We start from the raw sequence: 24,490 nt of genomic DNA, 5'->3' as shown, positions 1-24,490 counted from the left end.
ACTCCGGCACGTGCCGTCGTCGGCGCGGGCCGACAGCGCACCCGGGCGACTCAATCGGGGGGCGGCAACAGGGTGCCCAGCGGCCCGAGATCGAGGTTGAGGTCCTCCATGGTCAGGCCGTACTGGGCGCACAAGTCGCTCATCCGGTCGTGCAGGACCATCAGCGTCGCGCCCAGTCGCTCCTCCTGCTCCTCCGTGAGGTCTCCCTGGTCGACCCGGTGCAGCGCCTGTCGCTCCATCAGCTGGCGCAGGAGCTCGACGAGGGTGAGCACGAGCCTGACCAGGTCGCGCTCGACGGTGTCGGGATCGGAGCTGATTCTCCGTGCCGGTGCGGACGAACTCCTGCCGGTCATGGGCAGGTCCTCGGGAGCGGCAGGCAGCAGACGGAAGGCGCGCGAAGCGGCATCCGCGACCTCGTCGAGGCGGTCGAGGCGGCGGTTCCGGTGTTCCGCCTCCTCAGCGGACATCGTCTTCACCGGGCGAGGAGCGAATGGACATGATCAGGGCCCGCAGGGATACGCGCACGAGGTCGATGTCGGCGATGGACAGCACCACATCGCCGGTCAGGACGACACCACCGCTGAGCAGCCGGTCCAGCAGATCGATGAGGGCGACCTGGCGCTCCGGCAGGGGCTCGGTCGCGCCGGCCGCCTCCTGCGTCCGGAACGGGAGCGCCGGGACCGGGTCGGACGCCGTCACGGGCTCGCTCCTTGCGCGGTGTCGGCGGAGGTCTCCCGGGGGGTGGCGAAGGAGTACGGCGCCCACGGGCCGGTGACCTCGACCCGTACCCCCTCGAGTCCCTCCGCGGCACGGCTCGCCTCGTCCCGGAACTCCTCCGCGTGTTCGCGAGGCACGAGATACGCGTCGTTGGCCACGTTCTCGCCCGGTGCGGTGGCGAGCTCGCCCTGTTGCACACGGTGGCGTGCGCGGTCGACGGCGTGCCTGCGTCCCGCTGCCTCCACCCGCTCCGCCGCCGTCTGCGCCGACCGGTAGGCGGTGTCGCGCACGCTTCGCTGCGCCCTGCGGGTGCGCAGATAGGCGCGTCCGGGGCTGAGGTCCTCGGCCGGTGACTCCGCCTCGGCGGGGCCAGGCGCACCCGACGGCTCGACGTAGATCTTGACGCCCCACTCGACGTGCGAGGCGAGGCGCGAGAGCTGCTCCGCGAAGGTCTCCCGCTGGGCGTCCAGAACGCCACGCGCCCGGTCGTCGTCGAGGTACACGGTCGCGAGGCGCAGGGGAAGGGCCGTGGTGCGGGCGGACACGGCCTCGATCACGCCGTGGTGGGCGCGGGCGACCGACTCCAGCCACTCCAGGTCCTCGAGATGCCTCTTGAGGGCGTCCTCGAGGAAGTCCCGCGACGGCACCGGGCTCACCACGAGCACCAGGCCGCTGCCCTGGGCGAGGGCCAGCAGACGTACGGGGGCGCCGCCGACGCCGGTGAGCGCGGCGACGGCGTCCGCCAGCCCGCCCGCCTCACGGGCCACGGCGTACACATAGGTGACGCGGTCAGTCATCGCGCGACTTCCTTGTGCGACGGACCGGTCCGGGCCTCTCCGCCTGCCCGGGCTCTTCCTCGCGGGCCGTCTCGTCGCGGTGGGAGCCCCTGGGCAGGGCCTCGCCCCTGCGCATCGCCTCGATCTCCGCACGCAGCCGCCGGTTCTCGTCCGCGAGCGACCGCTCTCCGTGGGCGCGGGACGACAGTGCGGGATCGTGTTCCCACCAGTCGATCCCCATTTCCTTGGCCTTGTCGACGGAGGCGACCAGCAGTCGGAGTTTGATGGTCAACAGCTCGATGTCGAGCAGGTTGATCTGGATGTCGCCCGCGATGACGATGCCCTTGTCGAGCACGCGCTCCAGGATGTCGGCCAGGTTGGCCGAAGAGCCCTGGCCGTACGGCGGCGCGGCCCGGGAGGGATAGGAGCCCAGCCGGTTGGCCAGCGGTTCATTCACGACGGCGGCCTTCCTGCCGGAACGCCCTGATCTCCTCCAGCCGGTCGAGCAGTTCGTCCTCCCGCCGGTCGAACGTCTCCTCGTCGATCTGCCCGGCGAGCAGGAGGGCTTCGAGCTTCGCCAGTTCCCGCTGCACGGGTTCAGGGTCGTAGTACTCGTTCTCGGCGGCTTCCAGCACGCGGTCCATCACCCAGCCGACGCCGCGCACGGGTGCCAGGGGCAGGGTCACGATCTGGGTGAGCAGGCCCATGGGATCACCTTCAGACAAAGCTGTACGGGGGAAGCGGGCCGTTGAGCCGGAACTCGAAGTCGTCCCCCATCTGGCCGGCGAGACTCAGCTCGGTGGTGAGGAAGAGCTCCTCCTGGTCATGGGGCACCAGGAAGGAAACGCTGAGGAAGTCCTCGCCGGTCGGCTGGGAGGGCTCCACGTCCCGGGCGAAGGAGCGCAATGCCTCGATGACGCCTGCGGCCAGGGATTGCTGGCGTGCGTCCACCTCCCCGGCGACCAGTTCGCCGAGCGCGAGAGACGCGTCGGGACCGGCCGTCCCGTTGCGGATGGAGTTGTTGAGCTCCCGGGCGACGCTCGATTCCTCCAGGATCTGGCGGAGAAGTGCGTCCTCGTCCTGCTTCACCTTCAGGTGGTACTCCGCACAGTCATCCAGCGCCTGGAGCTTGTCCGTGTACTCCGTCTCCCGTTCCTCCAGGGCGGTGCGGACGGCCTCGTCGTCCGGCGCCGTGAGACCGAATTTCAGCGGCAGCACCGTGCCGTCGGCCATGAGTCTGTCCTGGACCGCCTGATGCGCGGTGAGATCGCGGCGCTTGGGACGCAGGCCCTCAGGTGCGTCGCTGACCACCGCTGTCAGTGGCCCGGCATTCACCGTACGCAACTTCGCGGGCGGTTCCCCGACCCCGGTGACACCGTCGAGCCGGAGTGGATGCTGTTTGTCGGCGATGGAGTAGACGTACACAGCCATGTCTCACTCCTCCTCGTGTTCCCGCGCACGCCGGGAAGTCCGCCGAGGCGTTCGCCGCCGCCTCTCCACAGGTTGCTCCTCCTTCTCGTCCTCGTCGTCCTCGTCCGCTTCGTCCTCCTGTCCGCCGCCCTTGAGGGTCTCGGTGACGGCGTCCACGGCGCCCGTGAGCGCGCCCTTGGACTTGCCGCGGGCTCCGCTCTCGACGGTGTCGCCGACGATGTCGGTCAGCTGCGCCGGTGCCTTGCGGCCGGCCTCGAGATCGAGGCGGTTGCAGGCTTCGGCGAAGCGCAGGTAGGTGTCCACGCTGGCCACGACGATGCGGGCATCGATCTTCAGAATCTCGATCCCGACGATGGACACACGGACGAAGACGTCGATGACGAGTCCGCGATCAAGAATGAGTTCCAGGACGTCGTACAGGCTGCTGGTGCCACCGCCCCTGGAAGCGGTGCCTCCGCCTTGCGGCACCACGGTCACGGTGCCTCCCTTCGCCGACCGAGCCCGTATGTCACAGCCTGCGGTCGATCTGCCCCCGGGTGTATCTGCGTATCCGTTCGTAGGCGACCAAGTCACCTTCGTTGTCCAGAGTCACCCGGTAGCTGGCCATCACGCTGGTGGTCTCGGGGATCCTCTCCAGTTCGACTACCTCCACATGGGCCTCCCAACCGTCATCGGTCGGTTTCAGGGCCGAGACCGATTCCGGCGGCCGGCCGAGCAACAGCTCCAGCTGCTGTGCCGCGGAGCGCATGACCCACGCGGCCTTGTCCTTGCGCCGCCGCTTGGCGGGCTCTGCTGGGGCCATGGTCGTTCTCCGAGGAGCGGAACGGAAGCCGCATGCCGGGCATGAACCTACAATTTCATCATATAGGGACGTGCTCGCCATCTGCGCGGGCAGCCTTCCTGTGTCGCGAAGGCCCGCTTTCCCAACGCCCTTTGCGAAGGGGTCAGTTCATGAATGACATGACCAAGATCGCACTCGCGGCTGCGGTCGCGGGTGGGTACGTGCTAGGACGCGCGAAGAAGGGGCGACTCGCCTTCGCCATGGCGACCTATATCGCGGGGCGCCGCTTCGGGCTCGATCCTCAGCAGCTGGCCACGGAAGGCCTGCGCAAGCTGAAGGACGTGCCACAAGTCGCGGATCTGAACGAACAGATACGGGGCGAGTTGGTGGAGGCGGGGCGCAAGGCCCTTACTGCCGCGGCGGACCGACGGCTCGCCGATCTCGCGGACTCCCTCCATGAGCGCACGCTCCGCCTCGGGGGGAAGGGCAAGGGTGAGGAGGAAGAGTACGAGGAGGAGGAAGAGGAGGAGCCGGAGGTAGAACCGGAAGAAGAGGTAGAACCGGAAGAAGAGGGAGAGCCGGAGGCGGAGGAACCGGAAGAAGAGGGAGAGCCGGAGGCGGAGGAAGAGCCGGAAGAAGAGGTAGAGCCGGAAGAAGCGGAAGAAGAGCCTGAGGAGGAGGAAGAGCCGGAAGAAGAGGTAGAGCCGGAAGAAGCGGAAGAAGAGGAGGAAGAGGAGAAACCACCGCCACGCCGCCGGGCAGCCGCGCGAGGCGCCAGGAAGCCCGCTCCGCGGGAGCGGGTCGCCAAGAGGGCCGCCAGGGAGCCCGCGAAGAAGAGTGCGGCAAAGAAGGCACCTGCCAAGAAGGCGCCTGCGAAGAAGACGGCCGCGACGAAGGCACCTGCGAAGGCGGCCGCGAAGAAGGCGCCTGCGAAGAAGACGGCGGCGACGAAGGCACCTGCGAAGGCGGCCGCGAAGAAGGCACCTGCGAAGAAGACGGCCGCGAAGAAGGCGCCCGCGAAGAAGACGGCCGCCAAGAGCGCACCCGCGAAGAAGACCGCCGCGAAGAAGGCACCTGCCAAGAAAGCGGCGCCACGGAAGTCGACGGCGCGCAAGACGGCCGCGAAGAAGACGGCCGGACGGCGGAGGTAGGGCCATGGCCAAGACAGATCGTGCCACCAGCGACGAAGCCTCGGGCCTGGACCTGCTGCGTGACGAGCTGATGGACTATCTCGGTGCCCAGATCGAGAATCTCGCCGACAAGGCCGGCGACAGATTGGCCGATCTTACCGACCAACTGCTCGATTCCGCCGAGAGCGGAGGGCCGCTTCCCGGCGGAGCGGTGAAATCCCTCATCGGTGGCATCGGCGGCAAGGTCAAAGGCATCAAGGACAGCGTGCTGGACAAGACGAAGAAACTCTTCGGCGGGGGCGGCCGCAAGTCCGGCGGCGGCAAGTCCATGAACATCGTGGAGGTCCTCGATGTGGGCCTGCCGATCCGCACGGTGTACAACCACTGGACGGAGTACGAGCGGTTCAGCGACTTCGCCAAGGGCGTGCGCAGTGTGTCCCAGGAAGACGAGACCCACAGTGGCTGGAAGGTGAAGGTCGGTCCCTCGGCACGGAGCTGGAAGGCCACGGTGCAGGAACAGGTGCCCGACGAGCGGATCATCTGGACCTCCGAGGGAGCCAAAGGCACCACGCGCGGCTGTGTCAGCTTCCACGAGTTGACGCCCGATCTCACCCGCATCGTTCTCGTCGTCGAGTACTACCCCTCGGGCTTCTTCGAGAAGACAGGAAATCTCTGGCGGGCTCAAGGACGACGTCTGCGGCTGGACTTCAAACACTTCCAGCGACACGTCACGTTCGCCGACGAGGAACCCGAAGGGTGGCGCGGAGAGATCCGCGACGGCGAAGTCGTCCGCAGCCATGAAGAGGCGCTGGAAGAAGAGGAAGCAGCGGAAGCGGAGGAGGAGGGCGAATACCGCGGGGAGACGGGCGAGGAAGAGGAAGAGGGGGACGAGGAGGAGGAATACGACGAGGAGCCCGAAGACGAGGCGGAAGAGGCCGTGGAGGACGGCGAAGAAGAAGACGAGTACGAGGACGAAGAGTGACGCTTGCGGCGATGGCGGCCGGAATGATCCGTGAATCCTCAGGAGAGGCGGTGATCCCGACGGATCGGGGTACCCGCTGGCCTGTGCCCGGACCGTACGGCAGTCCGCTCGTACGGCAGTTACGGAGTGGAGGCGCACAATGAGCACGGTGAAGGAATCGGTTGAGGTCGAGGTCCCCGTCAGCACTGCCTACAACCAGTGGACGCAGTTCGAGGAGTTCCCGAACTTCATGGAGGGTGTCGAGGAGGTCAGGCAACTCGACGACCGTCACACCCACTGGACCACCAAGATCGGCGGCGTACGCCGGGAGTTCGACACCGAGATCGTCGACCAGTTCCCTGACGAGCGCATCACCTGGCGGACCACCGGTGGGGACACCAAGCAGAAGGGGATGGTCAGGTTCCAGCGCCTGGACGACACCCACACCCGGGTGGAACTCGTGATGGACGTCGAACCGACCGGCGCCGTGGAGAAGACCGCCGCCATGACCGGAATCATCGACCGCCGGGTCAAGGGCGACATGCGGCGCTTCAAGGAGTTCGTCGAGCACCGTGGCGACGAGTCCGGAGGGTGGCGAGGCCGCATCAAGCCCGGATGACCGGAATCACGCCCGGACGAAGTGATGCGACGGGCTGAGTCGGGCGCTCACACAGGAAGCGCCATGACGCTCGACGGGGCCGTTCTCAGCTCCGCCACCCGCGCCAGGTCGGCGCCGATCACGGCACACCGCCAGGTGCGGCCGTCGGCGGGCGCGTCCCCGTAGAGCAGGGCTCCCTCGCCCCGGCCCGTGTCCCAGGCCAGACGCTCCGCCCGCAGCAGCCGCAGGAAGTCGGTGAACGTGCGGGCCGAGCGCGACGGTCCTGAGGCGAGCAGCCGGGCTGGGCCGGGTACCCCCGCGGCGCGGGCGAGACGGTCGATCATGGCCTGTGGAGTGGTGGTGGCGGTCCGGCGGACGTTGCTCTCCGTGGCGTACGGCATGCCGTCCGCGTCGATGAGGGCGTCGATACCGTACGGCCTCGAGTAGCCCCGCGCGGACAGGTACGCCCCGACCGCCGAGCCCCACCGCTCCAGCTCCCTCGGGAGGAGCCGGGAGGCAGCTCCGCCCGCCCGGACCGTCGTCCCCTGGTCCGGAGGACGGTGCCCACCGCGCCCCAGTGCTTCATGCGCCTGGTACCCGAGTAGTCTCTCCGCACCGTGGCTCCACGCACTGATCGCAGCTTCGGCGTCGTGTACGAAAGCGAAGAAGGAGGCGGCGATGCGGCCCCCACCGGCAGCACGCACCGTGGTCATCGTGTTACCGGCACTCGAGGCGTGAAACCCGTCTCGTCGGCATTCCGTACCCGTACGTCGCGATCGGCGCGCGTGGCATGGGGGCGTCCACGGGGCACGACGCGGGCCACGGCTTCAGCAGCACGCCAGGGCGTCCCGTCAACAGCGCCGCCGGGCTCCCGGAGGCGTGAGTCACACTGCCGGGGAATGGAGTGCCGGTCCGCGTTGTCGAAGTTTGCGGGGCGAACGAGGATGTGCGCCGACACGTCGGCAGGTGATGGGAGAGGGACACAGCATGCTGGAGACGGTGGGCTTTTCGGCCGCCGAGACCGAGGTGTACCGCGCGCTCGTCGTCGCCGTCACGGCGTCGGCGCAGGAGCTGTCCGCGACAACGGGTCTCGACGAGGAAACCACGGGGCGGCTGCTCGGCGCCCTGGAGAAGACGGGCCTGGCGCGCGGTGTGGAGGGAGAGCCCGGGCGGTTCGCCGCGAACCCGCCGGACATGACTCTGCTGCCACGGCTCGAACGCCGCGCCGACGACCTCGAGAAGGCCCGCGTCGCCGTGTCCGAGCTCATGGAGGCTTACCGCCGCAGCGCCTGGAACCGTGACGCGGGCGACGCGATAGAGATCGTCACCGGGGCCGAGGCCCTGCGCCAGCGGCTGCGGCAGGTCCAGGACAGTGCCCGCCACGAGCTCTTGTGGTTCTGCAGAGCGCAGTACGTCGCGATGCCGTCGGGGACGAACCAGGCCGAGTTCGACGCCCTGGCTCGCGGTGTCGGCTACCGCGTCCTGTACGAGCAGGCCTTCTTCGACGACTCCGGCTCCGTCGACAACGTAGTCAGGGCCGTACGGGCCGGGGAGGCCGCGCGCGCCGTCCCCGCACTGCCGCTGCGGATGGCGATCGCCGACCGGTCCGTCGCCATCTGCCCTCTTGCACCCGCCGGCCCGGCCGGCAACCCGCGGGACGTGACGACGGCCGTCATCCGCGGCAGCAGCCTGTTCGAGGCGCTGCTCGCTTTGTTCGAGCGCTACTGGGAGGTCGGGGCACCGCTGCGGGTGACACCGGAGGGCCAGATCGGCGGGACCGGACTGACGGCCGACACCGCCTCGCTGACTCCCGAGGACCAGCACCTTCTGTCGCTGATGGTCGCGGGCATCACCGACGAGTCCATCGCCGGCCAGCTCGGCGTGAGCAAGCGCACCGTCCAGCGGCGTATCCAGGGCCTGATGAACCTCGCCGGGGTCGCGACCCGGATGCAGCTCGGATGGCAGGCCGCGCGCCGGAACTGGATCTGACCACGGAGGTGCGAAGGTGCGGCCGGCGTACTCCGCCGGCCGCACCCCTTTCCGGGCGATGCCGCGATCCCCACCCCCACGCGGGTGATCGCGTCACCCACACCGCCCGGGGCTCTCGGCTACCGCACGCCGAACGCGCGGACCACCGTCTGCTCGACCTTGTTGCCCGCGCTGTCCCAGGCCTCGACGCGCAGTGACACGAAGTCCGCGTGGCGCGTCATGGCACGGTCCAGCCGCACGTCGAACGTGCCGTTCCCGCGAGCCGAGACGGGGACGGACGTCCAGCGCCCGCCGTCGTCGGTCGACGCCTGGACGCGCATGCCCGCGATGCGTGCACCCGCCCATCCGTCCTGGTGACGGGCCGTCAGTCGCAGGTTCGTGGAGGACGAACCGTCCACCTGGTTGAGGGTGTCCACCGGGACGTCGTAGTCGAGCAGCACCAGAGGCAGCAGCGCCTCCTGGCCCGCAGCGGGCGACGAGGACCGGAACGACCAGGACGTGTCGGTGTTCGTCGAGAACACCCAGGCGGGCGAGTTGCGGGAGGTCTCCACCCGCAGCCGGTAGGAGCCATCGCCCTCTGCGGCCGGGAAGCTGCCCCACGGCGCCCGCTCGTCGGCGACCTGGGTGCCGTCGCGGTACAGCCGGGTGCGTACCTGGTCGGTCTCGTCGTCGCCGGCGAATCCGTAGTGACGGCCCTCGCCGTCGGTCAGCTCCGCGAGCCGCAGTGCGAAGGTGTCGCCTGTGCGCACCGAGCGGAAGGCGGAGTTCCCGGCCGGCGCGGTCGGGCGGACGACCGACCCGTACCAGTCCTCACGCAGCCGCTGGCCGGCGGCGTACTGGTGTACACCGCCCGTCATGCCGCCACCGAGGGAGAACATGGTGTTCCACGGGGACTTGTGCGTGACCCTTTCCAGCCACAGCGTGTCGCCCGCGCTGATCGTCTCCGTCCGGGTCGAGGGCAGCTTCACGAAGGACTGGTTGTCCAGGGTGAACGACGTGCCCTGCCAGGGGCGCCAGGCGAAACGCTGCTCGCTGGACCAGGCATCGGTTCCGGGCCGGTGGTAGCGGGACTCCACCGTCGCGGTTCCGGACGACTTCACCGTGTAGGACAGACGGGCCGGTACGACGTCCTTCTCGACGAGCGCCAGGTCGTACAGGTACGGGCTGGACGAGGTGCCCGACAGCTCCAGCGTGCCCGTCCGCTGTTGCTTCAGCCAGGCCGCGAGCGCTTCGCCCTGTTCCTGCGGTACGTGCATGGTGATGAGCGGGTCGCGTTCACCCGCGGGGACCCACGGCTGCCACACCGGACCCGCGAACTCGTTGATGATCATCAGGGCCGCGGCCCCGGTCTTCGCCACGGCGGCCACCTGCTCGAAGAGTCCTCCGTCGGTGCGCATCAGTACGGCCTTGCCGCGCAGGTCCTTCCCGGCAAGTGAGTCCGGCTCGACGAAGACCAGCGGGAGCCTGCGCTTGCCGTCCACGGCGGGCGAGTAGTTGAACAGCACGGGGGTCAGCGCGGGAGCCTCGGCCCCCAGGGCCCGGGCCCGCAGCCGGGGCGCGACCATCCGCCACCGGGAGTAGAACTCGAAGTCCCCCTTCGCGACCCGGGCGGTCGGCGTGGCGAACACGGTGCGGACCGCGTCGAAGTCGACGGTCGTACTGGCGATCTTCCGGGAACCGAAGGCCCGGTAGGCACCGAAGTGGATCATCCCCTGCTGTTCGGACGCCTTGGGTGTACGCACCTCGATGGGCTTTGCCGTACGGGCGTCGAGGACGATCTCCATGTCGGAGCTCAGCTTCAGCTCGGGCCGCATCACCTGGGTGAGGTGCCAGCCCTTGACCTCCTGGCCCGGCACCAGCGCCTTGAGGAAGTAGGTGTCCTCCGGGACCGTCACCCGGGCCGTGCCGTTCATCCACGGAGCGACGTGTGCCAGCACGTCGTAACGCTGGTCGGAGCCGTACAGCTCGAGGACCGGCACCACCCCGGGACGGCCTTCGCGGTCGACGAAACGCATCGTCAGGGTCCGCATGGCGCCTCGGACCGTCATGGCGACGGCGGTGTGCACGGCGGTCGTGCCGTCGTCCGGGGTCGCCGTCAGATAGCCGGACCAGCGGCCGAGTGGCACCCCGGCCGGACGCGCGGTGACCGGCACCTGCACGGTCTCGCCCGCGGCGACGGTGACCGACGACGAGCCGGTCGTGAGAACGCCGGCCGGTGCGGGCGTGCCGTCGGCATGCTTCATCTCCAGCGAGAGCGCCAGCTTCACCGGCCGCGCGGAGACATTGGTGTACGCGATCTCCCGCGTCGTGCCTGCGCTGTCGGGTTGCTGGGCACCCAGGCTCAGCGTGCCGGTGGCGACGACGCTGCGGGTGACGGCGCCGGCCACGTCCACGCGACCGCCGCCCTGTTCGTCCACGCCCTGACCCGTGACCACCTGCGACGAGCCCACGAGCGCGTTCTTGATGGCCTGGGGAGTCCAGTTCGGGTGGCGCTGCGCCAGCAGTGCGGCCGCCCCGGCGACGTGCGGCGTCGCCATCGAGGTACCCGAAGCGGCGGTGTAGTGGTCGTTCTCCGGGCTGCCCATCTGCGTGCCCGCGGCCCGCGCGGCGACGATCCCGACGCCCGGCGCGGTCAGATCCGGCTTGACCGCGTCGGCCGCGCCGACGGGTCCGCGGCTGGAGAACGCGGCGAGCGAGTCGTCGCGGTCGACGGCACCGACGGTCAGGGCGCTCGGGGCCGTGCCCGGCGAGCCGACGGTCTGCGTGCCCGGGCCCTCGTTCCCCGCCGCGACGACGAACAGGGTGCCGGTTTCGGTCGTCAGTTCCTCCACCGCCGTGACCAGCGGGTCGTCGTCGGACGCCGGGCCGCCGAGGCTCATGTTGACGACTCGGGCGCCCGAGCGGGCCGCCCACTCCATGCCGGCCAGGACGTCGGAGTACGAGCCGGAACCGGAGTCGTCCAGCACCTTGCCGACGATCAGTTCGGCGTCGGGCGCGACACCCTTGCGGGTGCCGTTCGCCGCGGCGCCCGATCCCGCGATGGTCGCCGCCACGTGCGTGCCGTGGCCGACGAGGTCGCGGGTGCTGTCGCTCGTGCTGAAGTTGCGTATCTCGCCCAGGCGGCCGGCGAGGTCGGGGTGGGCCGTGTCGATGCCGGTGTCCAGCACGGCGACCTTGACGCCCTTGCCGGTCGCTCCGGTCTTCCAGACCTCAGGGGCACCGATCTGCGCCACGCTGCGGTCGAGCGAGACCCGTATCTTCCGGTCGAGCCAGATCTTCTCCAGGCTGCCGGTCAGACGGGGAGCGGCCTTGTGGGCCTGCTGCGCGACGCGTGCGCCCGCCTGCCGTGAGGCACTGTCCGGAGAACCGCTGACGGTGTCCCAGAAGTGGTCCAGCTCGCCCTTGGAGGCATCGACCGCCACGCCGTCGACGCTGTCGAGCACCCTCCGGCGCTCCGCCCCGGTCGGCGCTTTCCGCGCGGACGCCGCGGCCGCCGAGCCGTAACGCAGCACCAGCGGCAGTTCCTTGGCGCGGGTGTCGTCGTACCCCTGCTCGATGAGGCCCGTGACGTCGAAGAGCGCGGCGTCCAGCTGACCCGAGGAGAGGTAGGGAACGGCGGCCAACGGTGTGACGTGGATGCGGCCGTCGATCTCCCGGGTGCTGAACCCGCCGCCCTCCTGTCCACGTGCCGGACGGACACCGGCCACCTGCCGGCCGTCCGCGTAACGGCTCACCGTGACACGGTCCCCCGTGATCAACGTGACGGTGTGAACGGACGGGCGCGACCCGTCCGTGGAACGGGAATGTCCGGGCTCTTGAGCGACGCCCGGTGCGGCGATGCCCATCAGAACCGCTGTGAGGGTGGCGATGGCCACCGAGCGTTGGTGCGGTGCGAGGGTCACCTGCCACCACCGTCTGTTCGTTGATCCCATGGGGGCAAAGATTGGCGGCACAGGCGCGGGCCAGCCAGCATCCGAGCCTGTCCAGCCTGCGCCAAGTCACCTTTCCGCCACCGGCACTTGGACCCCGGTCGTGCGCGGACCGCTCGGCCCGGGCCGGGAGGCTCATGCGTTCCCGGACGTTGCACCCGTGCCCAGGAAGGCGCAGCCGCGGAACCCGGGAGCGCACATCTCGTCACCGATGCCCTTGAGGAGCAGCACGAGCTTGTCCTGCCCGTCGGCATCGACGTGGGCCGGCTGCCCGACGGCCGTGCGGATCGCCCGGTCTCGACGCGAAGCAGGTCCGGACGTGGACGGCCGCGGCGTGGGGGCTTCCCAGATTCACGCTGCGCTGCGAGTACACCCGTGGACACCGGGACGTCCGCATCCTGTTCCCCGATCCGCTGCGCACGGCCGCCGAGATCGGTGGGCAGGTCGACCGCCTGCTCGCACGGGCCTGCGCATGTCCGCCCCGACGCAGGGCCGATCACCCGTGACGCGGCCCGAGCCCCTTCGACGGGAGACCCTTCGACCGGCCTCCGCGGAGCCCGACGCGCCCCGCGACCAGGTTGCTGCCCTCATCCGTGCCGCACCGCCGGCCGCTGCCCTGTACACGCCTCCAGGGCACCAGGACGGCTCTCCAAGGGCCCTCGAAACCGGGCACGGGACGTGGCGGGGGAGCGTGACAGCCGGCGCGCCGCCGGCCCCGCAGGCGGTGCTGTGATCGGTAACCGCACGCTACGCCGCTCGCCAGGCGTCGGTGACACAGGCAACTTCGAAGTGCCACCAGCCCTCCTCCTGGCCCCGGATCAGCAGTGCCTTGATTCCCTCGATGTCGGCATCGGCCGGCACGGTCAACGCGACCAGGGGGAATTCCCTGCTGAAGCTCTCCCCGCCCAGGCCGAACGGTGCGAGCCGTTCGTGCACGGCCTGTGCGCTTCGCCCCAGCGGGCCGCCGGGGACCGGCAGCACCCGGACGGTGCAGTTGCCCGACGCCTCCACCCGTTCCCTGGCCCAGTGGTGACCGTCCGCGTCCGTGATGAACCGTACGACCTCGCCCTCGGCGACCCCGTCCTGCAGAAAGGGCACGCTCGCCACACGGGCGGTGTCCGCGCTCAGCCGCGTGGCCCACAGACCCTCGGTGTCGTAGGGCAGCCAGTCCTCGCGCGCCACGAACCGGTACCAGACCTTGATCTGGTCGCCGCCGACAGGGACACGCTCTGGGGCAGTCGTAGAGGTCATGCACGACATGATGCCGCGAACCGTCGGTCGCCCCTTCTCGGGATGGCCAGAGGCGTCCCCATGCGCGGAGGCGGCAGCACCTTGACGGGCTGTCGGCAGACGTCGCTCAGAAGTTCACCTGATTTCTCCAAGGAGGCCCCGGCCTTCAGGACTCCGTTGGTAAATGACGCCCGGCAGCCGGGGCCTGGTCATCGTGGAGCAACACTGACGCAGGCCTGGGGCGCGGAGCCCCTCGGGGCAGGGAAGCGCATCTGGTTCGAGGTGCCGGTGCCCTGAGGCCGCCGGGGCTTCCGGCGCGGCCCGTCCCGGCGCGCACGGCGACTCCGCGGCACTTTGCTGAGTATGCGTACTCATGTCGGCCTCCGGCTGCGGCAGGACCATGGGGCACAGCGTGGCACCGGCCGCGCCTCGGACTCTCATGTGGGGGATGGCATGGGGAAGTTCCTCGGAGCGGCACTGGTGGTCGTGGGGACCGCCGCGGCTGTGATTCCGGCCTGTGCGGCAGGGGCGCCACCGGAGGTGGTGCTGGGGGCGGCTGCCGGGGTGCTCGCCCTCCTGTGGCTGCTGGTGCTGCTGACCGTGCCGTGGAACCTGTACTTCCGGGCGCATGCGGTGATCGCCGAGATCGCAGTGAGCCGGGACAAAGGGCTGGAGGTCCCGAAGGCGCGCGACACCGAGGCCGCGCGCATCGCGCGGATGATGCGGCGGGTCGCCGTGGCGGGACACGTGCTGACAGCGGGTGCCGCGGTGCTGGTCGCCCTGGCGACCGGGCGCGTGACGGGCTACTGGTTCGCCGGGTTCTTCCTGCTGAGCACTCTCTTCCGGCCGGCGGGCGCCTGCTTCGCACAGCTCCGCCGGCGCCTGGGCACGTTGCTCAAGGACGTGACGTATCCGCGCGACGACGTGGTGGAGCTGCGTGCGCGGGTCCACGGCGCCGAGGCCGGGATGAAGGTCCTGGAGGACAAGGCGGAGGAGCAGTACCACGCGCTCGCCGAACTGCGGCGCACGGTGGACGCGTTGGGCATGGCGTCGTGCGAGCGGGCCGACGAGGCCGATCGGAAGATCGGGGCGATGGGCAGGGAGTTCGAGTCGACCGTGACTCGCCTCACCGACAACCAGGAGATCATCGCGGGCGTCAAGGCCTTCCTGCGCCTGCTGCGGGCGAGCGGCGACGGCATGGAGCCGTCGAGGGGCCCGCGGCCGGTCTGACCGCGCAGCTCCGTCACGTCCGACCATGCATGCCGAAGGCCGAAGTCATTACGGTGAGTGACGGCATGTGGCTCGCGCGGATGCCCAGATCACCTAGACTCGGCGGATGGCGAAGTACTTCGACGTCCACCCGGAGAATCCACAGCGGCGCGTCATCAGTGACGTGGCCGAGAACATCCGATCCGGCGCGCTCGTCGCGTACCCCACGGACTCCTGCTTCGCGCTGGGGTGTCAGCTGGGCAGTCGTGACGGCATCGAACGGATCCGGTCGATCAGGAACCTCGACGAACGCCACCACTTCACCCTGGTGTGCCAGAACTTCGCGCAGCTGGGACAGTTCGTGTACGTCGACAACGACGTGTTCCGCGCGATCAAGGCGGCAACGCCCGGCAGTTACACCTTCATCCTCCCCGCGACGAAGGAAGTGCCGCGCCGGCTCCTGCACCCGAAGAAGAAGACGGTCGGCGTCAGGATTCCCGACCATGCCGTCGCCCAGGCCCTGGTCGCCGAGCTCGGTGAGCCGCTGCTCTCCAGCACGCTGCTCCTGCCCGACGACGACGAGCCGATGACACAGGGCTGGGAGATCAAGGAACGGCTCGAGCACGTGGTGGACATCGTGGTCGACTCCGGCGACTGCGGCACCGAGCCGACCACGGTCATCGACTTCTCCGGCGGCGAACCCGAGGTCGTCCGCCGAGGGGCAGGCGACACCGCGCGGTTCGAGTGACCACACCGACGGCATCGCATCTCGTGTGGCCGCGACAGTTCGACAGAGGGACGCTGGGTTCACGAGGGCGTTGACGACGGCGTCGACGAGGACGCCGACGGAGGCGTTTGCGACGGCGGCGGTCGGGCACCCGGAACGTCTGGCCCGTCCGTCGCACGCCCTTGTCCCCATGGGAGGCGATTCGTCGTGCATGCCGAAGACCTGGCACCGTCCGCGCAGGCCCTGCCCACACAGGGCCGGCCCACACCGACGCAACCCACACAGACCCAGTCCGCACAGACCGAGCCCACGTCCCGGAAGCCGGCGCGGGACCCCGTGCCCCGGGTCGTCGTCGTGGGAGCCGGATTCGCCGGCCACCGGACCGCTCGGACGCTCTCCCGGCTGCTGGCCCGGGAACGGGTGGAGATCGTTCTGCTCAACCCCACCGACTACTTTCTGTATCTTCCTCTGCTGCCTCAGGTGTCCGCCGGAGTCCTCGAGCCACGGAGGGTGACCGTGTCACTCGTGCACACCCTTCCCCGGGTGCGGCTCGTGCTCGGTGAGGCGACAGACGTCGACCTGTCGCAGCGCCGCGTTCACTACACGGACCCGGAGGGCGGGCCCGGGGAGCTGGCGTACGACCGGCTCGTGCTCGCGGTCGGCAGTGTGAACAAACTTCTGCCTGTACCCGGAGTGAGCGAGCACGCCCACGGTTTTCGCGGGCTGCCCGAAGCGCTCTTTCTGCGCGACCACATCACCCGGCAGACCGAGCTGGCGGCGTCCGCGGGCGAGGCCGGCGAGTGCGCGGCGCGGTGCACCTTCGTGGTGGTGGGCGCCGGGTACACGGGGACGGAGGTCGCTGCCCAGGGCAAGCTGTTCACGGACGCGCTCCACTCCCAGATGGCCCGGCCGAGGCCGCCCCAGAGCACGGCCTGGCGCTCGCCGGACACCCGCCCGCGCTGGCTGCTCCTCGACATCGCGCCGCGCGTGCTGCCCGGACTCGACCCGCGCCTGTCCCGGACCGCCGACCGGGTGCTGCGCGGCCGGGGGGTGGAAATACGCACCCGTACGTCCGTCAAGGAGGCCACCCCGGAGGGTGTGTGGCTGGACAACGGCGAGTTCGTCGCGACCAGGACGCTCGTCTGGTGCGTCGGGGTACGGCCCGATCCGCTCGTCGCCGACCTAGGCCTGCCCGTCGATCGCGGCAGGCTGTGCGTCACACCACGGCTCGACGTACCGGGGCACCCTGAGGTGTTCGCCTGCGGCGACGCCGCCGCCGTGCCCGACCTGACCCGGCCGCGCTCCGGGAACGGCGACGGCGGCTTCGAACTGACCCCCATGACCGCGCAGCACGCGACCCGTCAGGGCGATGTCGCCGCCCGCAACGTCGCCGCATCCCTCGGACACGGCACCGCTCGTGCTTACCGGCACCACGATCTCGGGTTCGCCGTGGACCTGGGCGGCGTGCAGGCGGCCGCGAACCCGCTGGGCGTACCGCTGTCCGGACCGCTCGCGGGCGCGGTGACCCGCGGCTACCACCTCGCGGCGATGCCCGGCAACCGGGTGCGGGTGGCGGCCGACTGGCTGCTGGACACGGCGCTGCCGCGCCAGGCGGTGCAGCTCGGCCTGGTCCACCCCTGGTCCGTGCCGCTGGACACGGCCTCCCCCGAACTGGCCAGATTCCCCGGCGCACCGCCCACGGAGTGACATGCGAGAGGAGTGACATGCGCTACGAAGAACTGAGCGAACTGGCCCAGCAGTTGCGGGTGGACTCCGTACGGGTGGCCGACGGGGCGGGCTCGGGACACCCGACCTCGTCGATGTCCGCGGCGGATCTCGCCGCCGTGCTCCTCGCCCACCATCTGCGCTACGACTTCGACCACCCCGACAACCCGGCGAACGACCGGCTGATCTTCTCCAAGGGGCACGCCTCGCCCCTGCTCCACGCCCTCTACAAGGCGGCCGGAGCGGTCGGCGAGGAGGAACTGCTGACGTACCGCCGGCTGGGCAGCCGTCTCGAGGGGCATCCCACGCCGCGGCTGCCCTGGGTGGACGTCGCCACCGGCTCACTCGGCCAGGGGCTTCCGGTCGGCGTCGGGATGGCCCTCGCCGGCAAGTACCTCGACCGGATCCCGTACCGGGTATGGGTGCTGTCCGGGGACAGCGAGATGGCGGAGGGCTCCGTCTGGGAGGCCGTCGAGCACGCCTCGTACGAGAAGCTGGCCAATCTGACGCTGATCGTCGACGTCAACCGGCTCGGACAACGCGGTCCGACCCGGCACCAGCACGACCTGGACGCGTACGCGCGCCGGCTCCGGGCCTTCGGCTGGCACACGCTCGAGGTCGACGGCCATGACGTCGAAGCCGTCGACAAGGCCTTCACCGAGGCCGTGGAGGTGCGGGAGCGACCGGTCGCCGTCATCGCCGCCACCCGCAAGGGACGCGGTGTCGCCGCCGTGGAGGACCAGGAGGGCAAGCACGGCAAGCCGCTGCCGGACGCGCAGGCGGCGATCGAGGAACTCGGCGGTCCCCGCCACATACGGGTCGAGGTCCAGGCCCCGCCGGCCGAGCGGCCCCAGCAGCCCCAGGGCCGTGGGCGGGTCGAGCTTCCCCGCTTCGATCCGGGTACGAAGGAGGCCACGCGCACGGCCTTCGGGCGTGCCCTGGCGGCCCTAGGCTCGGCACGGGGCGACGTGGTCGCGCTCGACGGCGAGGTGAGCGACTCCACCCGGGCGGAGTACTTCAAGAAGGAGCATCCGGACCGGTTCTTCGAGTGCTACATCGCCGAGCAGCAACTCGTCGCTGCGGCGGTCGGCCTGCAGGCGCGCGGCTGGTTGCCGTACGCGTCGACCTTCGCCGCGTTCCTCACCCGGGCCCACGACTTCATCCGCATGGCCGCGGTGAGCCGGGCCGGGATCAATCTCGTGGGCTCGCACGCGGGTGTGGCGATCGGCCAGGACGGTCCCTCCCAGATGGGCCTGGAGGACCTGGCCATGCTCCGCGCCGTCCACGGGTCGACGGTCCTGTACCCGTGCGACGCCAACCAGACGGCGCGGCTGGTGGCCGCCATGGCGGAGCTGGAGGGCGTCCGCTATCTGCGGACGACCCGCGGCGAGACGCCCGTGATCTACGGGCCCGACGAGGAGTTCCCGGTCGGCGGCAGCAAGGTGCTGCGCCGCAGCGACCACGACCGGGCGACGGTCGTAGCCGCCGGGGTCACGGTCCATGAGGCGCTGCGCGCCGCGGACGCGCTCGCGGCGGACGGGGTCCAGATCCGGGTGATCGACCTGTACTCGGTGAAGCCCGTGGACGTGGACACGCTCAACGACGCGGCCGGGGCGACAGCATGCCTCCTCACCGTGGAGGACCACCATCCGGAGGGCGGGATCGGCGACGCCGTGGCGGAGGCGTTCTCGGACGGTCGCCCCGTACCGCGGCTCGTCCGGCTGGCCGTGCGCAACATGCCGGCGTCCGCGACGCCGGAGGAGCAGTTGCATGCCTCGGGCATCGACGCGGAGTCGATTGCGGCGGCGGTGAAACTGCTCGTGGAACGGGTCGTCGTGCGCTGAGGGACCTGCCGCTCGGGCAGCAGGGGGTCGTCGTCCGCGCACCCGCCCGGCGGTGCTACCGGTGTCCACCGGCGGCCGGTGCGGGTACGCCGCTGACGCCGGAGGGCTCCTCGACGGCTTCGACGGGCCGGACTGCTCGGAGAGTACACCCCTCCAAAGTGGTAAGTGATCTGCGTATTATAGGGTGTGCGGTCCCGCTGATCCGGGACCGGTGGTCGGGGAAACTCAGGCGGTGTCCCGCCCGGTGAGGGTGAGCAGGACCGGCCCGGTGGGGGAGGTCACGACGTCCGACACGGTCAGGGGGTCGAGGGTGCTGTAGAACGCCTGCTGGGCGGCGCGCAGAGCGCTCCGGAGCCGGCAGGCGCCACGCAGCGGGCACGGGGTGTCACCCTCGCAGGCGACCACCTCTTCCTCGCCCTCCAGTTCGCGCAGCAGCCAGCCGACCGAGGCGCCGCGTCCGAAGCCGGTGAGCTCCAGTCCGCCGCCCCGGCCGCGCCGGGCCTCCAGGACACCGAGGTGCTGGAGCCGTGCCACGGCCTTGGCCATGTGCGCGTACGGCACATCCATCGCCTCGGCCACCTCGCGCGTCGTCAGGGACTCGCCGTCCCGGACGACCGCCAGACGCATGACCGCGCGCAACGCCAGATCGCTGAACTTCGTCAACCTCACGAGTTTACGCTATCAAATGCGCATCGCGCATGCACATTAAGTGGGGGTCTCACCATCTGCGGGCGGCATGGACGAGGCGTTCGCGGCCCCGGGCGACGTCCTCGGTCGCGCTGCCGACCGCACGGGGCCATGGCCGCGAAGACGTGGCCGCCGCCCACTACGCCGGCTTCGACGAGCCCCGGAAGCCTTGACGGGGCACCGTCGTCAGCCCGCTGCCGGCACGCTCCGCGGGCGGCCGCCGGCCCGGTCGGGCAGCGCCAGCAGCCCGAAGGTGCGGTGGGCCGCACCCGTGCCGCGGCGCACGACGAGCACGGCGACAAGGGCCGCCGCGGCGGGGACGCCGAGCCACCAGCCGAGCAGATGGACGAGGACGCTGGAGGCCACGGCACTGCCCAGCGCCACTCCGAAGACGGCACCCAGCACCCCGCCCACGATGCGGAGTCGACCCGGTGCCGCACCGGTGCCCGACTCACTCCGTCCCGAGCGGAGCCACGAGGCCATCACGGCCAGCATCACGGGTACGAGCACCGCTCCCATCCCGTAGAGCGTCAGCGCGACCGGCGAGACCAGCCAGTCGCCCACGCGGGACAGGGCTTCTCCCGGGCCGGGACTCTCCGGCCAGTGTGCGAAGGTCTCCCGGTCCGCGGAGAAGAACCGCTGGTAGCCCCGTCCGTCCCAGCCGTGGACGAGGATGAAGAACATGCCGAAATACCCCACTCCGGCCTGGAGATAGGCGGCGTACACACGGCCGGCCTCGATGAGCCTCGCCGCGACCCGGTAACCGAGCACGCCCTGGCTCACATTGGTCGCGGCGAACAGCGCGACCAGCCAGGCGGGCAGCGATCCGTGCCCGTGCGCCACCTGCATGGTCTCCCAGTCCGGGAAGTCCCACAGCAGCCATGCACCGCTCGGCGCGAACAGCACCGCACAGTAGAGGACCGTGACCATCAGATACGGGTCCGACCATCGAAAGGCGCGGCGGCCGGGGGCGCCGGCGTCGCTGCCGAGCCGGTAGGCGGCGGCGGTGGCGAAGCTCGCGCCGATGCCGTACGACCAGAAGACGTCGACCTGGACCATCGTGCTCTCCCTTCCGGAATGACACGTCATTCCGCTTCGAGGGCAGAAGAAATGAACGGTCGTTGCGAGCCTGCGGCTCAGGAGGAGCCGAGGCCGTCGAACATGAGGGACTCCACCGTGTGGATCCACGGGTCACGCAGGGCCCCGGGGTTCTGCACATGCAGCAGCCGCACGGCCCCGGTCACGATCATCCCGTTCACCGCGAGCCCGACCACGTGCGCGTCGAGATCGCGGCGCAGGAAGCCGCGGTCCTGTCCGTTGCGGATGAAGGCGGCGGTGTACGCGGCCGCCGCCTCCATCGCCCGGCCGGCGACGGAGGGCTCGGACCGGTCGATCGCAATCGCGTCGTAGAACAGAATGCGGCACAACTCCGGTTCCGCTGCGACGAGGTCGAACAGCTTGTGGCCGATCCGCCTGACCTGCTCCCGGTACTGCGGCAGGGTCTCGCAGGAGCCGGGATCCTCGTCGGACAGGGCGTCGGACACCCGGCCGAGCGCTCGCGCCACCACGCTCCGGGCGATGTCCTCCTTGTTCTTGAAGTAACGGTAGAACGTGCCGTGTCCGGCGCCGAGTTCGCGCGCGATGTCGGAGATCCCGGTCGCGTGGTAGCCGCGCTCGGCGAAGACCTTCCCCGCGGCGTGCAGGATCGCGTCCCGCTTGTCGACCACGCCTCTGGGCACGGGGACACCTCTTACGTCGGCGGAACACGGAAGGCGGAATGACGTGTCATTCTCGAACCGGCCCCGGATGTCCGTCAATAGGCCCGACGGCGGGACCGCCGAGACTCGGGCGCAGCAGTTCCACCCGCACGTCCGAGCCGCGGAGCTGGGCCACGAACTCCTCGATCCGGCTGCGCGAGGCACGGTCCCAGTGCGCCACCCCGGTCAGATCGAGCCGGATCCTCGGCGTCCCGGCGGCGGCGACCGTCTCCAGAGCGTCGATCAGCTTCGGCAGCCGGAGGAAGGTTCGACGGCTGCGCGGAGCGCATCGGCGGCCGGGTCCTGGTGACCCCGCTCGCCGCGCTGCGGCTGCGCCTGGACACCATGGAACCCGGCATCCCGTCTCAATTGCACGGCAGTTTGACCGCGGCGACGACCGAGACCGACAGGCTCGCCAGAATGGTCGAGGGCCTGCTCGCCCTCGCCCGGATGGAGGAGACCGCGCACGCCCCCGAACCCGTCGACCTGGACCCCGTTCTGGTCGCCTGGTCCAGCCTCTACGCGCGCCAGGGCGTACGCCTCGACCTCATCGGCAAGCCGGGCGCCACCGTCCTCGCGCTGCCCGGGGCCCTGGAGCAGATTCTGGACAACCTGCTGTCCAACGCCCTGCGCAGCGCTCCCGAGGGCAGCGCCGTGACTGTCTCCCGGCGACTCACCGCCACCGGAGCGGAGGTGCAGGTCCAGGACCAGGGGCCAGGGATGACCGCCGAGCAGCGCCGCCTCGCGTTCGACCGCCTCTGGCGCGCCCCTGACGCTCCCAAGGGCGGCACCGGCCTCGGCCTCGCCCTCGTACAGCGCCTCACCCTCGCCGGCGGCGGCGAGGCCCTCCTCATCCCTGCCCCGGGCGGCGGCCTCAACGCGGTCGTCCGCCTCCGGTCCACGACGCCCCGCCGGAGGCACAGCCTGGCGGGCGTCCCGCACCCTCGCCGCCGGACGGTCCGCCCGGGCACCGTACGGGGGAACGGCGACGGTCGGCCGCGGCCCTGCGATCCGGACCGGCGATCGACTCCACTCAGTAATGGTTGAAGTGCGAAGCGTAATCGCTTTGGCGAGAACCTGCCTTGAGTCGGGCGGGAGGTGGCAAAAGACTGCTCGTGTGCCGAGGCGGACACCCGTCCCGCGGGGTCCGCCGGCACACCACTCCCGTATGCCACTTTCAGGAGACCGTCGCATGCCCGACGCCGGCCGAGACGCCGTGTACCCGATCACGCTGACCGACGGCACCGCCACCCGGACCCGTGAAGTGACCCCCGCCGACCTCGAACCGGTCCAGGCGCTGCACCGGCGCTGCTCCCCCGGCAGCCGGGCCCAGCGCTACCACGCCGGCAAACCCGAGCTCTCGTCCGCCGGGTGGAGGTTGCTGTCCGACCCGGAGCGCGGCACCACACTGGTGACCACCCCGGCGCAGCACACGGATCACATCATCGCCATGACCAACGTGATGCGGACCGACCGGCAGGGCGTGGGCGAGCTCGCCGTGCTGGTCGAGGACGCCTGGCAGTCCAAGGGACTGGGCACCGCACTCGCCGCGCACGCGGCCGAGGTGGCCCGCCGCGCGGGCCACCACACCCTGACCGCGGCGGTCGCCGCGGACAACGTCCCGATGCTCCACGTCCTGGAGAGCCTGGACGCACCGCCCCCTCGTGCCGTCGGACGCGTGTTCGACATCAACATCCCGCTGTAGTGGGGGGACGGACCTGTGCCCGTCCCAGGGCGCTGCACCACTGCCTACTGCTGCCGACTGCCCGGGTACGGGGTCGGTGGCGCGGGGTCGGGTGCCGGGGCGTCGGTGGACGGCTCGTCCTCGTAGTCGAGCACGTCGTCGAGCACGTCGTCGAGCACGTCCTCACCGTAGAGAGCGTGCAGCCAGTTGGTGTGGTAGACGGTGTCGAGGTAGCGCTCGCCGAGGTCGGGGGCGATGGCCACCGCGGTGAGTCCGCGCCGGCCGTGCTGGTCCAGCCAGTCCATCGCTCCGCTGACCACCGTGCCAGTGGAGCCGCCGAACAGGAATCCGTGTCTGGCCAGACGATGGCAGGCGCGGATGGTGTCCGCCTCCTCGACCAGGATCACCTCGTCCACGCACGCCTCGTCGAGGAGTGGCGGGCGCATGCTCATGCCCAGTCCGGGGATCATCCGGCGGCCTGCCGCACCACCGAAGATCACCGAGCCGACGCTGTCCAGTGCGACTATCCGCACCGGGCGGTGCCATTCCTGGAAGTAGCGTGCACAGCCCATCAGTGTTCCGGTGGTACCGGCACCGACGAACAGCACGTCCAGGCCCGGGAAGTCGCGGGCGATCTCCGGCGCCGTCCTGCGGTAGTGCGCCTTCCAGTTGTTCGGATTGGTGTACTGGCTGAGCCAGACGTACCGGTCGTCCGATGCGCACAGCGCGCGGACGTAGTCGATCCGGGCGCCGAGGAAGCCGCCGTTGGCCTCCTGTCCGGCGATGACGTGCACCTGGCTGCCGAGAGCCTCCATCATCAGCCTGGTCGACAGATTGCAGCGGGAGTCCGTCACGCAAAGGAACTGGTAGCCCTTGCTCGCCGCGATCATGCTCAGTGCCACGCCGAGGTTGCCGGACGAGGACTCCACCAGGATCGAATCCGGCGTCAGGACTCCGTCCCGCTCGGCGGTCTCCACCATCTCGATCGCGGCCTTCAACTTGATCGAGCCCGCGAAGTTGAAGCCCTCACACTTCAGGAAGAGCGAGTGCCCGAATATCGACTGAAGGTCGACATACAGCTCGTCCTCGTTGAAGTCATACGGAACGGATATGACTGGCACGATGGCCTCCTCATCTGCAGCAGGGCACTTGCCGGTACGTCCGACGACCGTGGCAGCGGGCTTCTCGTCCTTGCGGGCGAGAACCTCCGCCCAGTCGGGCGGGACGGGGAACCCTGCGTCAGCGGCCGTGGCGTCGTGTGCTGACCCGCGGCGAATTGACCGACGGTCTTGCGAGGGATAAGTGCTGCATGAGC

Annotated in this window: 25 protein-coding genes; 10 read left to right on the top strand and 15 right to left on the bottom strand. The window is 70.3% G+C overall.

The genetic code is table 11. The annotated features are described in order from the left end of the window. Positions 1 to 50 precede the first annotated feature (50 nt). From ABT078_RS07690 to ABT078_RS07655, 8 genes are all read right to left on the bottom strand, one after another. Positions 51 to 467: a gas vesicle protein K gene (locus ABT078_RS07690; RefSeq protein WP_351224899.1), complete on the bottom strand. Its 417-nt coding sequence runs from the start codon at positions 465 to 467 to the stop codon at positions 51 to 53. Continuing rightward, positions 457 to 630: a gas vesicle protein gene (locus ABT078_RS07685; protein WP_451081542.1), complete on the bottom strand. Its 174-nt coding sequence runs from the start codon at positions 628 to 630 to the stop codon at positions 457 to 459. The genes ABT078_RS07690 and ABT078_RS07685 overlap by 11 nt, the downstream gene beginning before the upstream one ends. A gap of 65 nt (positions 631 to 695) precedes the next feature. Then, a complete protein-coding gene (locus ABT078_RS07680; protein ID WP_351224895.1) occupies positions 696 to 1,514 on the bottom strand; it encodes a GvpL/GvpF family gas vesicle protein in 819 nt (272 codons plus the stop codon). Then, on the bottom strand, positions 1,507 to 1,950 hold the full coding sequence (locus ABT078_RS07675; protein WP_351224893.1) for a gas vesicle protein: 444 nt from the start codon (positions 1,948 to 1,950) through the stop codon (positions 1,507 to 1,509). The genes ABT078_RS07680 and ABT078_RS07675 overlap by 8 nt, the downstream gene beginning before the upstream one ends. Then, positions 1,943 to 2,200, bottom strand: a complete 258-nt coding sequence (locus ABT078_RS07670; RefSeq protein ID WP_351224891.1) for a gas vesicle protein GvpG — start codon at positions 2,198 to 2,200, stop codon at positions 1,943 to 1,945. The genes ABT078_RS07675 and ABT078_RS07670 overlap by 8 nt, the downstream gene beginning before the upstream one ends. A 10-nt stretch (positions 2,201 to 2,210) precedes the next feature. Then, on the bottom strand, positions 2,211 to 2,924 hold the full coding sequence (locus ABT078_RS07665) for a GvpL/GvpF family gas vesicle protein (RefSeq protein ID WP_351224889.1): 714 nt from the start codon (positions 2,922 to 2,924) through the stop codon (positions 2,211 to 2,213). A gap of 3 nt (positions 2,925 to 2,927) precedes the next feature. Next, positions 2,928 to 3,401: a gas vesicle structural protein GvpA gene (locus tag ABT078_RS07660; protein WP_351224887.1), complete on the bottom strand. Its 474-nt coding sequence runs from the start codon at positions 3,399 to 3,401 to the stop codon at positions 2,928 to 2,930. A gap of 31 nt (positions 3,402 to 3,432) precedes the next feature. Beyond that, positions 3,433 to 3,726 (bottom strand): gas vesicle protein GvpO, encoded by a 294-nt coding sequence (locus tag ABT078_RS07655; RefSeq protein ID WP_351224885.1) that lies wholly within the window; start codon positions 3,724 to 3,726, stop codon positions 3,433 to 3,435. Positions 3,727 to 3,875: 149 nt separating this feature from the next. Between ABT078_RS07655 and ABT078_RS07650 the strand changes: the two genes are divergently transcribed. From ABT078_RS07650 to ABT078_RS07640, 3 genes are all read left to right on the top strand, one after another. Then, the gene (locus ABT078_RS07650; RefSeq protein ID WP_351224883.1) at positions 3,876 to 4,856 is read left to right on the top strand and encodes a histone H1-like repetitive region-containing protein; all 981 of its coding nucleotides are present in this window, start codon (positions 3,876 to 3,878) and stop codon (positions 4,854 to 4,856) included. A 4-nt stretch (positions 4,857 to 4,860) separates the two neighbouring features. Beyond that, complete coding sequence (locus ABT078_RS07645) at positions 4,861 to 5,817, top strand: SRPBCC family protein (RefSeq protein WP_351224881.1); 957 nt, start codon at positions 4,861 to 4,863, stop codon at positions 5,815 to 5,817. 139 nt (positions 5,818 to 5,956) lie between these two features. Then, positions 5,957 to 6,415, top strand: coding sequence for an SRPBCC family protein (locus tag ABT078_RS07640; RefSeq protein ID WP_351224879.1), 459 nt, complete (start codon positions 5,957 to 5,959; stop codon positions 6,413 to 6,415). 47 nt (positions 6,416 to 6,462) lie between these two features. Here ABT078_RS07640 and ABT078_RS07635 read toward each other — a convergent pair whose 3' ends face one another. Then, positions 6,463 to 7,107 (bottom strand): peptide ligase PGM1-related protein, encoded by a 645-nt coding sequence (locus tag ABT078_RS07635; protein ID WP_351224877.1) that lies wholly within the window; start codon positions 7,105 to 7,107, stop codon positions 6,463 to 6,465. 274 nt (positions 7,108 to 7,381) lie between these two features. Here ABT078_RS07635 and ABT078_RS07630 point away from each other — a divergent pair, with 274 nt between their 5' ends. Next, positions 7,382 to 8,383 (top strand): helix-turn-helix domain-containing protein, encoded by a 1,002-nt coding sequence (locus ABT078_RS07630; protein ID WP_351224875.1) that lies wholly within the window; start codon positions 7,382 to 7,384, stop codon positions 8,381 to 8,383. Positions 8,384 to 8,502: 119 nt separating this feature from the next. Here the strand turns inward: ABT078_RS07630 and ABT078_RS07625 are convergent, their stop codons facing one another. Beyond that, complete coding sequence (locus tag ABT078_RS07625; RefSeq protein ID WP_351224873.1) at positions 8,503 to 12,285, bottom strand: S8 family peptidase; 3,783 nt, start codon at positions 12,283 to 12,285, stop codon at positions 8,503 to 8,505. Between the two features lie 774 nt (positions 12,286 to 13,059). After that, positions 13,060 to 13,563, bottom strand: coding sequence for a DUF4265 domain-containing protein (locus ABT078_RS07620; RefSeq protein WP_351224871.1), 504 nt, complete (start codon positions 13,561 to 13,563; stop codon positions 13,060 to 13,062). Positions 13,564 to 13,995: 432 nt separating this feature from the next. Here ABT078_RS07620 and ABT078_RS07615 point away from each other — a divergent pair, with 432 nt between their 5' ends. The 4 genes from ABT078_RS07615 to ABT078_RS07600 all read left to right on the top strand — a co-directional run bounded on the left by ABT078_RS07615 (position 13,996) and on the right by ABT078_RS07600 (position 19,047). Beyond that, positions 13,996 to 14,772, top strand: coding sequence for a hypothetical protein (locus ABT078_RS07615; protein WP_351224869.1), 777 nt, complete (start codon positions 13,996 to 13,998; stop codon positions 14,770 to 14,772). A 106-nt stretch (positions 14,773 to 14,878) separates the two neighbouring features. After that, positions 14,879 to 15,499, top strand: coding sequence for an L-threonylcarbamoyladenylate synthase (locus ABT078_RS07610; RefSeq protein ID WP_351224867.1), 621 nt, complete (start codon positions 14,879 to 14,881; stop codon positions 15,497 to 15,499). 315 nt (positions 15,500 to 15,814) lie between these two features. Beyond that, positions 15,815 to 17,185 carry an NAD(P)/FAD-dependent oxidoreductase gene (locus ABT078_RS07605; protein WP_351225073.1) on the top strand — a complete coding sequence of 457 codons (1,371 nt, stop codon included), beginning with the start codon at positions 15,815 to 15,817 and terminating at the stop codon, positions 17,183 to 17,185. A 17-nt stretch (positions 17,186 to 17,202) separates the two neighbouring features. Then, positions 17,203 to 19,047 carry a transketolase gene (locus tag ABT078_RS07600; protein WP_351224865.1) on the top strand — a complete coding sequence of 615 codons (1,845 nt, stop codon included), beginning with the start codon at positions 17,203 to 17,205 and terminating at the stop codon, positions 19,045 to 19,047. 225 nt (positions 19,048 to 19,272) lie between these two features. On the opposite strand, the gene ABT078_RS07595 is transcribed toward ABT078_RS07600, so the two are convergent. The 3 genes from ABT078_RS07595 to ABT078_RS07585 form a co-directional block, all read right to left on the bottom strand. Then, positions 19,273 to 19,716 carry an RrF2 family transcriptional regulator gene (locus ABT078_RS07595; protein ID WP_351224864.1) on the bottom strand — a complete coding sequence of 148 codons (444 nt, stop codon included), beginning with the start codon at positions 19,714 to 19,716 and terminating at the stop codon, positions 19,273 to 19,275. A gap of 204 nt (positions 19,717 to 19,920) precedes the next feature. After that, on the bottom strand, positions 19,921 to 20,793 hold the full coding sequence (locus tag ABT078_RS07590) for a hypothetical protein (protein WP_351224862.1): 873 nt from the start codon (positions 20,791 to 20,793) through the stop codon (positions 19,921 to 19,923). 77 nt (positions 20,794 to 20,870) lie between these two features. Then, a complete protein-coding gene (locus ABT078_RS07585) occupies positions 20,871 to 21,473 on the bottom strand; it encodes a TetR/AcrR family transcriptional regulator (protein ID WP_351224860.1) in 603 nt (200 codons plus the stop codon). Positions 21,474 to 21,797: 324 nt separating this feature from the next. On the opposite strand from ABT078_RS07585, the gene ABT078_RS07575 reads away from it, so the two are divergent. Next, complete coding sequence (locus ABT078_RS07575) at positions 21,798 to 22,538, top strand: sensor histidine kinase (RefSeq protein ID WP_351224858.1); 741 nt, start codon at positions 21,798 to 21,800, stop codon at positions 22,536 to 22,538. Positions 22,539 to 22,683: 145 nt separating this feature from the next. Continuing rightward, complete coding sequence (locus tag ABT078_RS07570; protein ID WP_351224856.1) at positions 22,684 to 23,196, top strand: GNAT family N-acetyltransferase; 513 nt, start codon at positions 22,684 to 22,686, stop codon at positions 23,194 to 23,196. Positions 23,197 to 23,240: 44 nt separating this feature from the next. Here the strand turns inward: ABT078_RS07570 and sbnA are convergent, their stop codons facing one another. Continuing rightward, positions 23,241 to 24,296, bottom strand: a complete 1,056-nt coding sequence (sbnA, locus tag ABT078_RS07565) for a 2,3-diaminopropionate biosynthesis protein SbnA (RefSeq protein ID WP_351224854.1) — start codon at positions 24,294 to 24,296, stop codon at positions 23,241 to 23,243. Positions 24,297 to 24,490 lie beyond the last annotated feature (194 nt).

The sequence above is a fragment of the Streptomyces sp. NPDC002133 genome, from assembly GCF_040296405.1.
In the GTDB taxonomy this organism is placed as follows: domain Bacteria; phylum Actinomycetota; class Actinomycetes; order Streptomycetales; family Streptomycetaceae; genus Streptomyces.
Note: the sequence above shows the minus strand (reverse complement) of the source record. Positions and strands in the feature narration are given on the sequence as shown.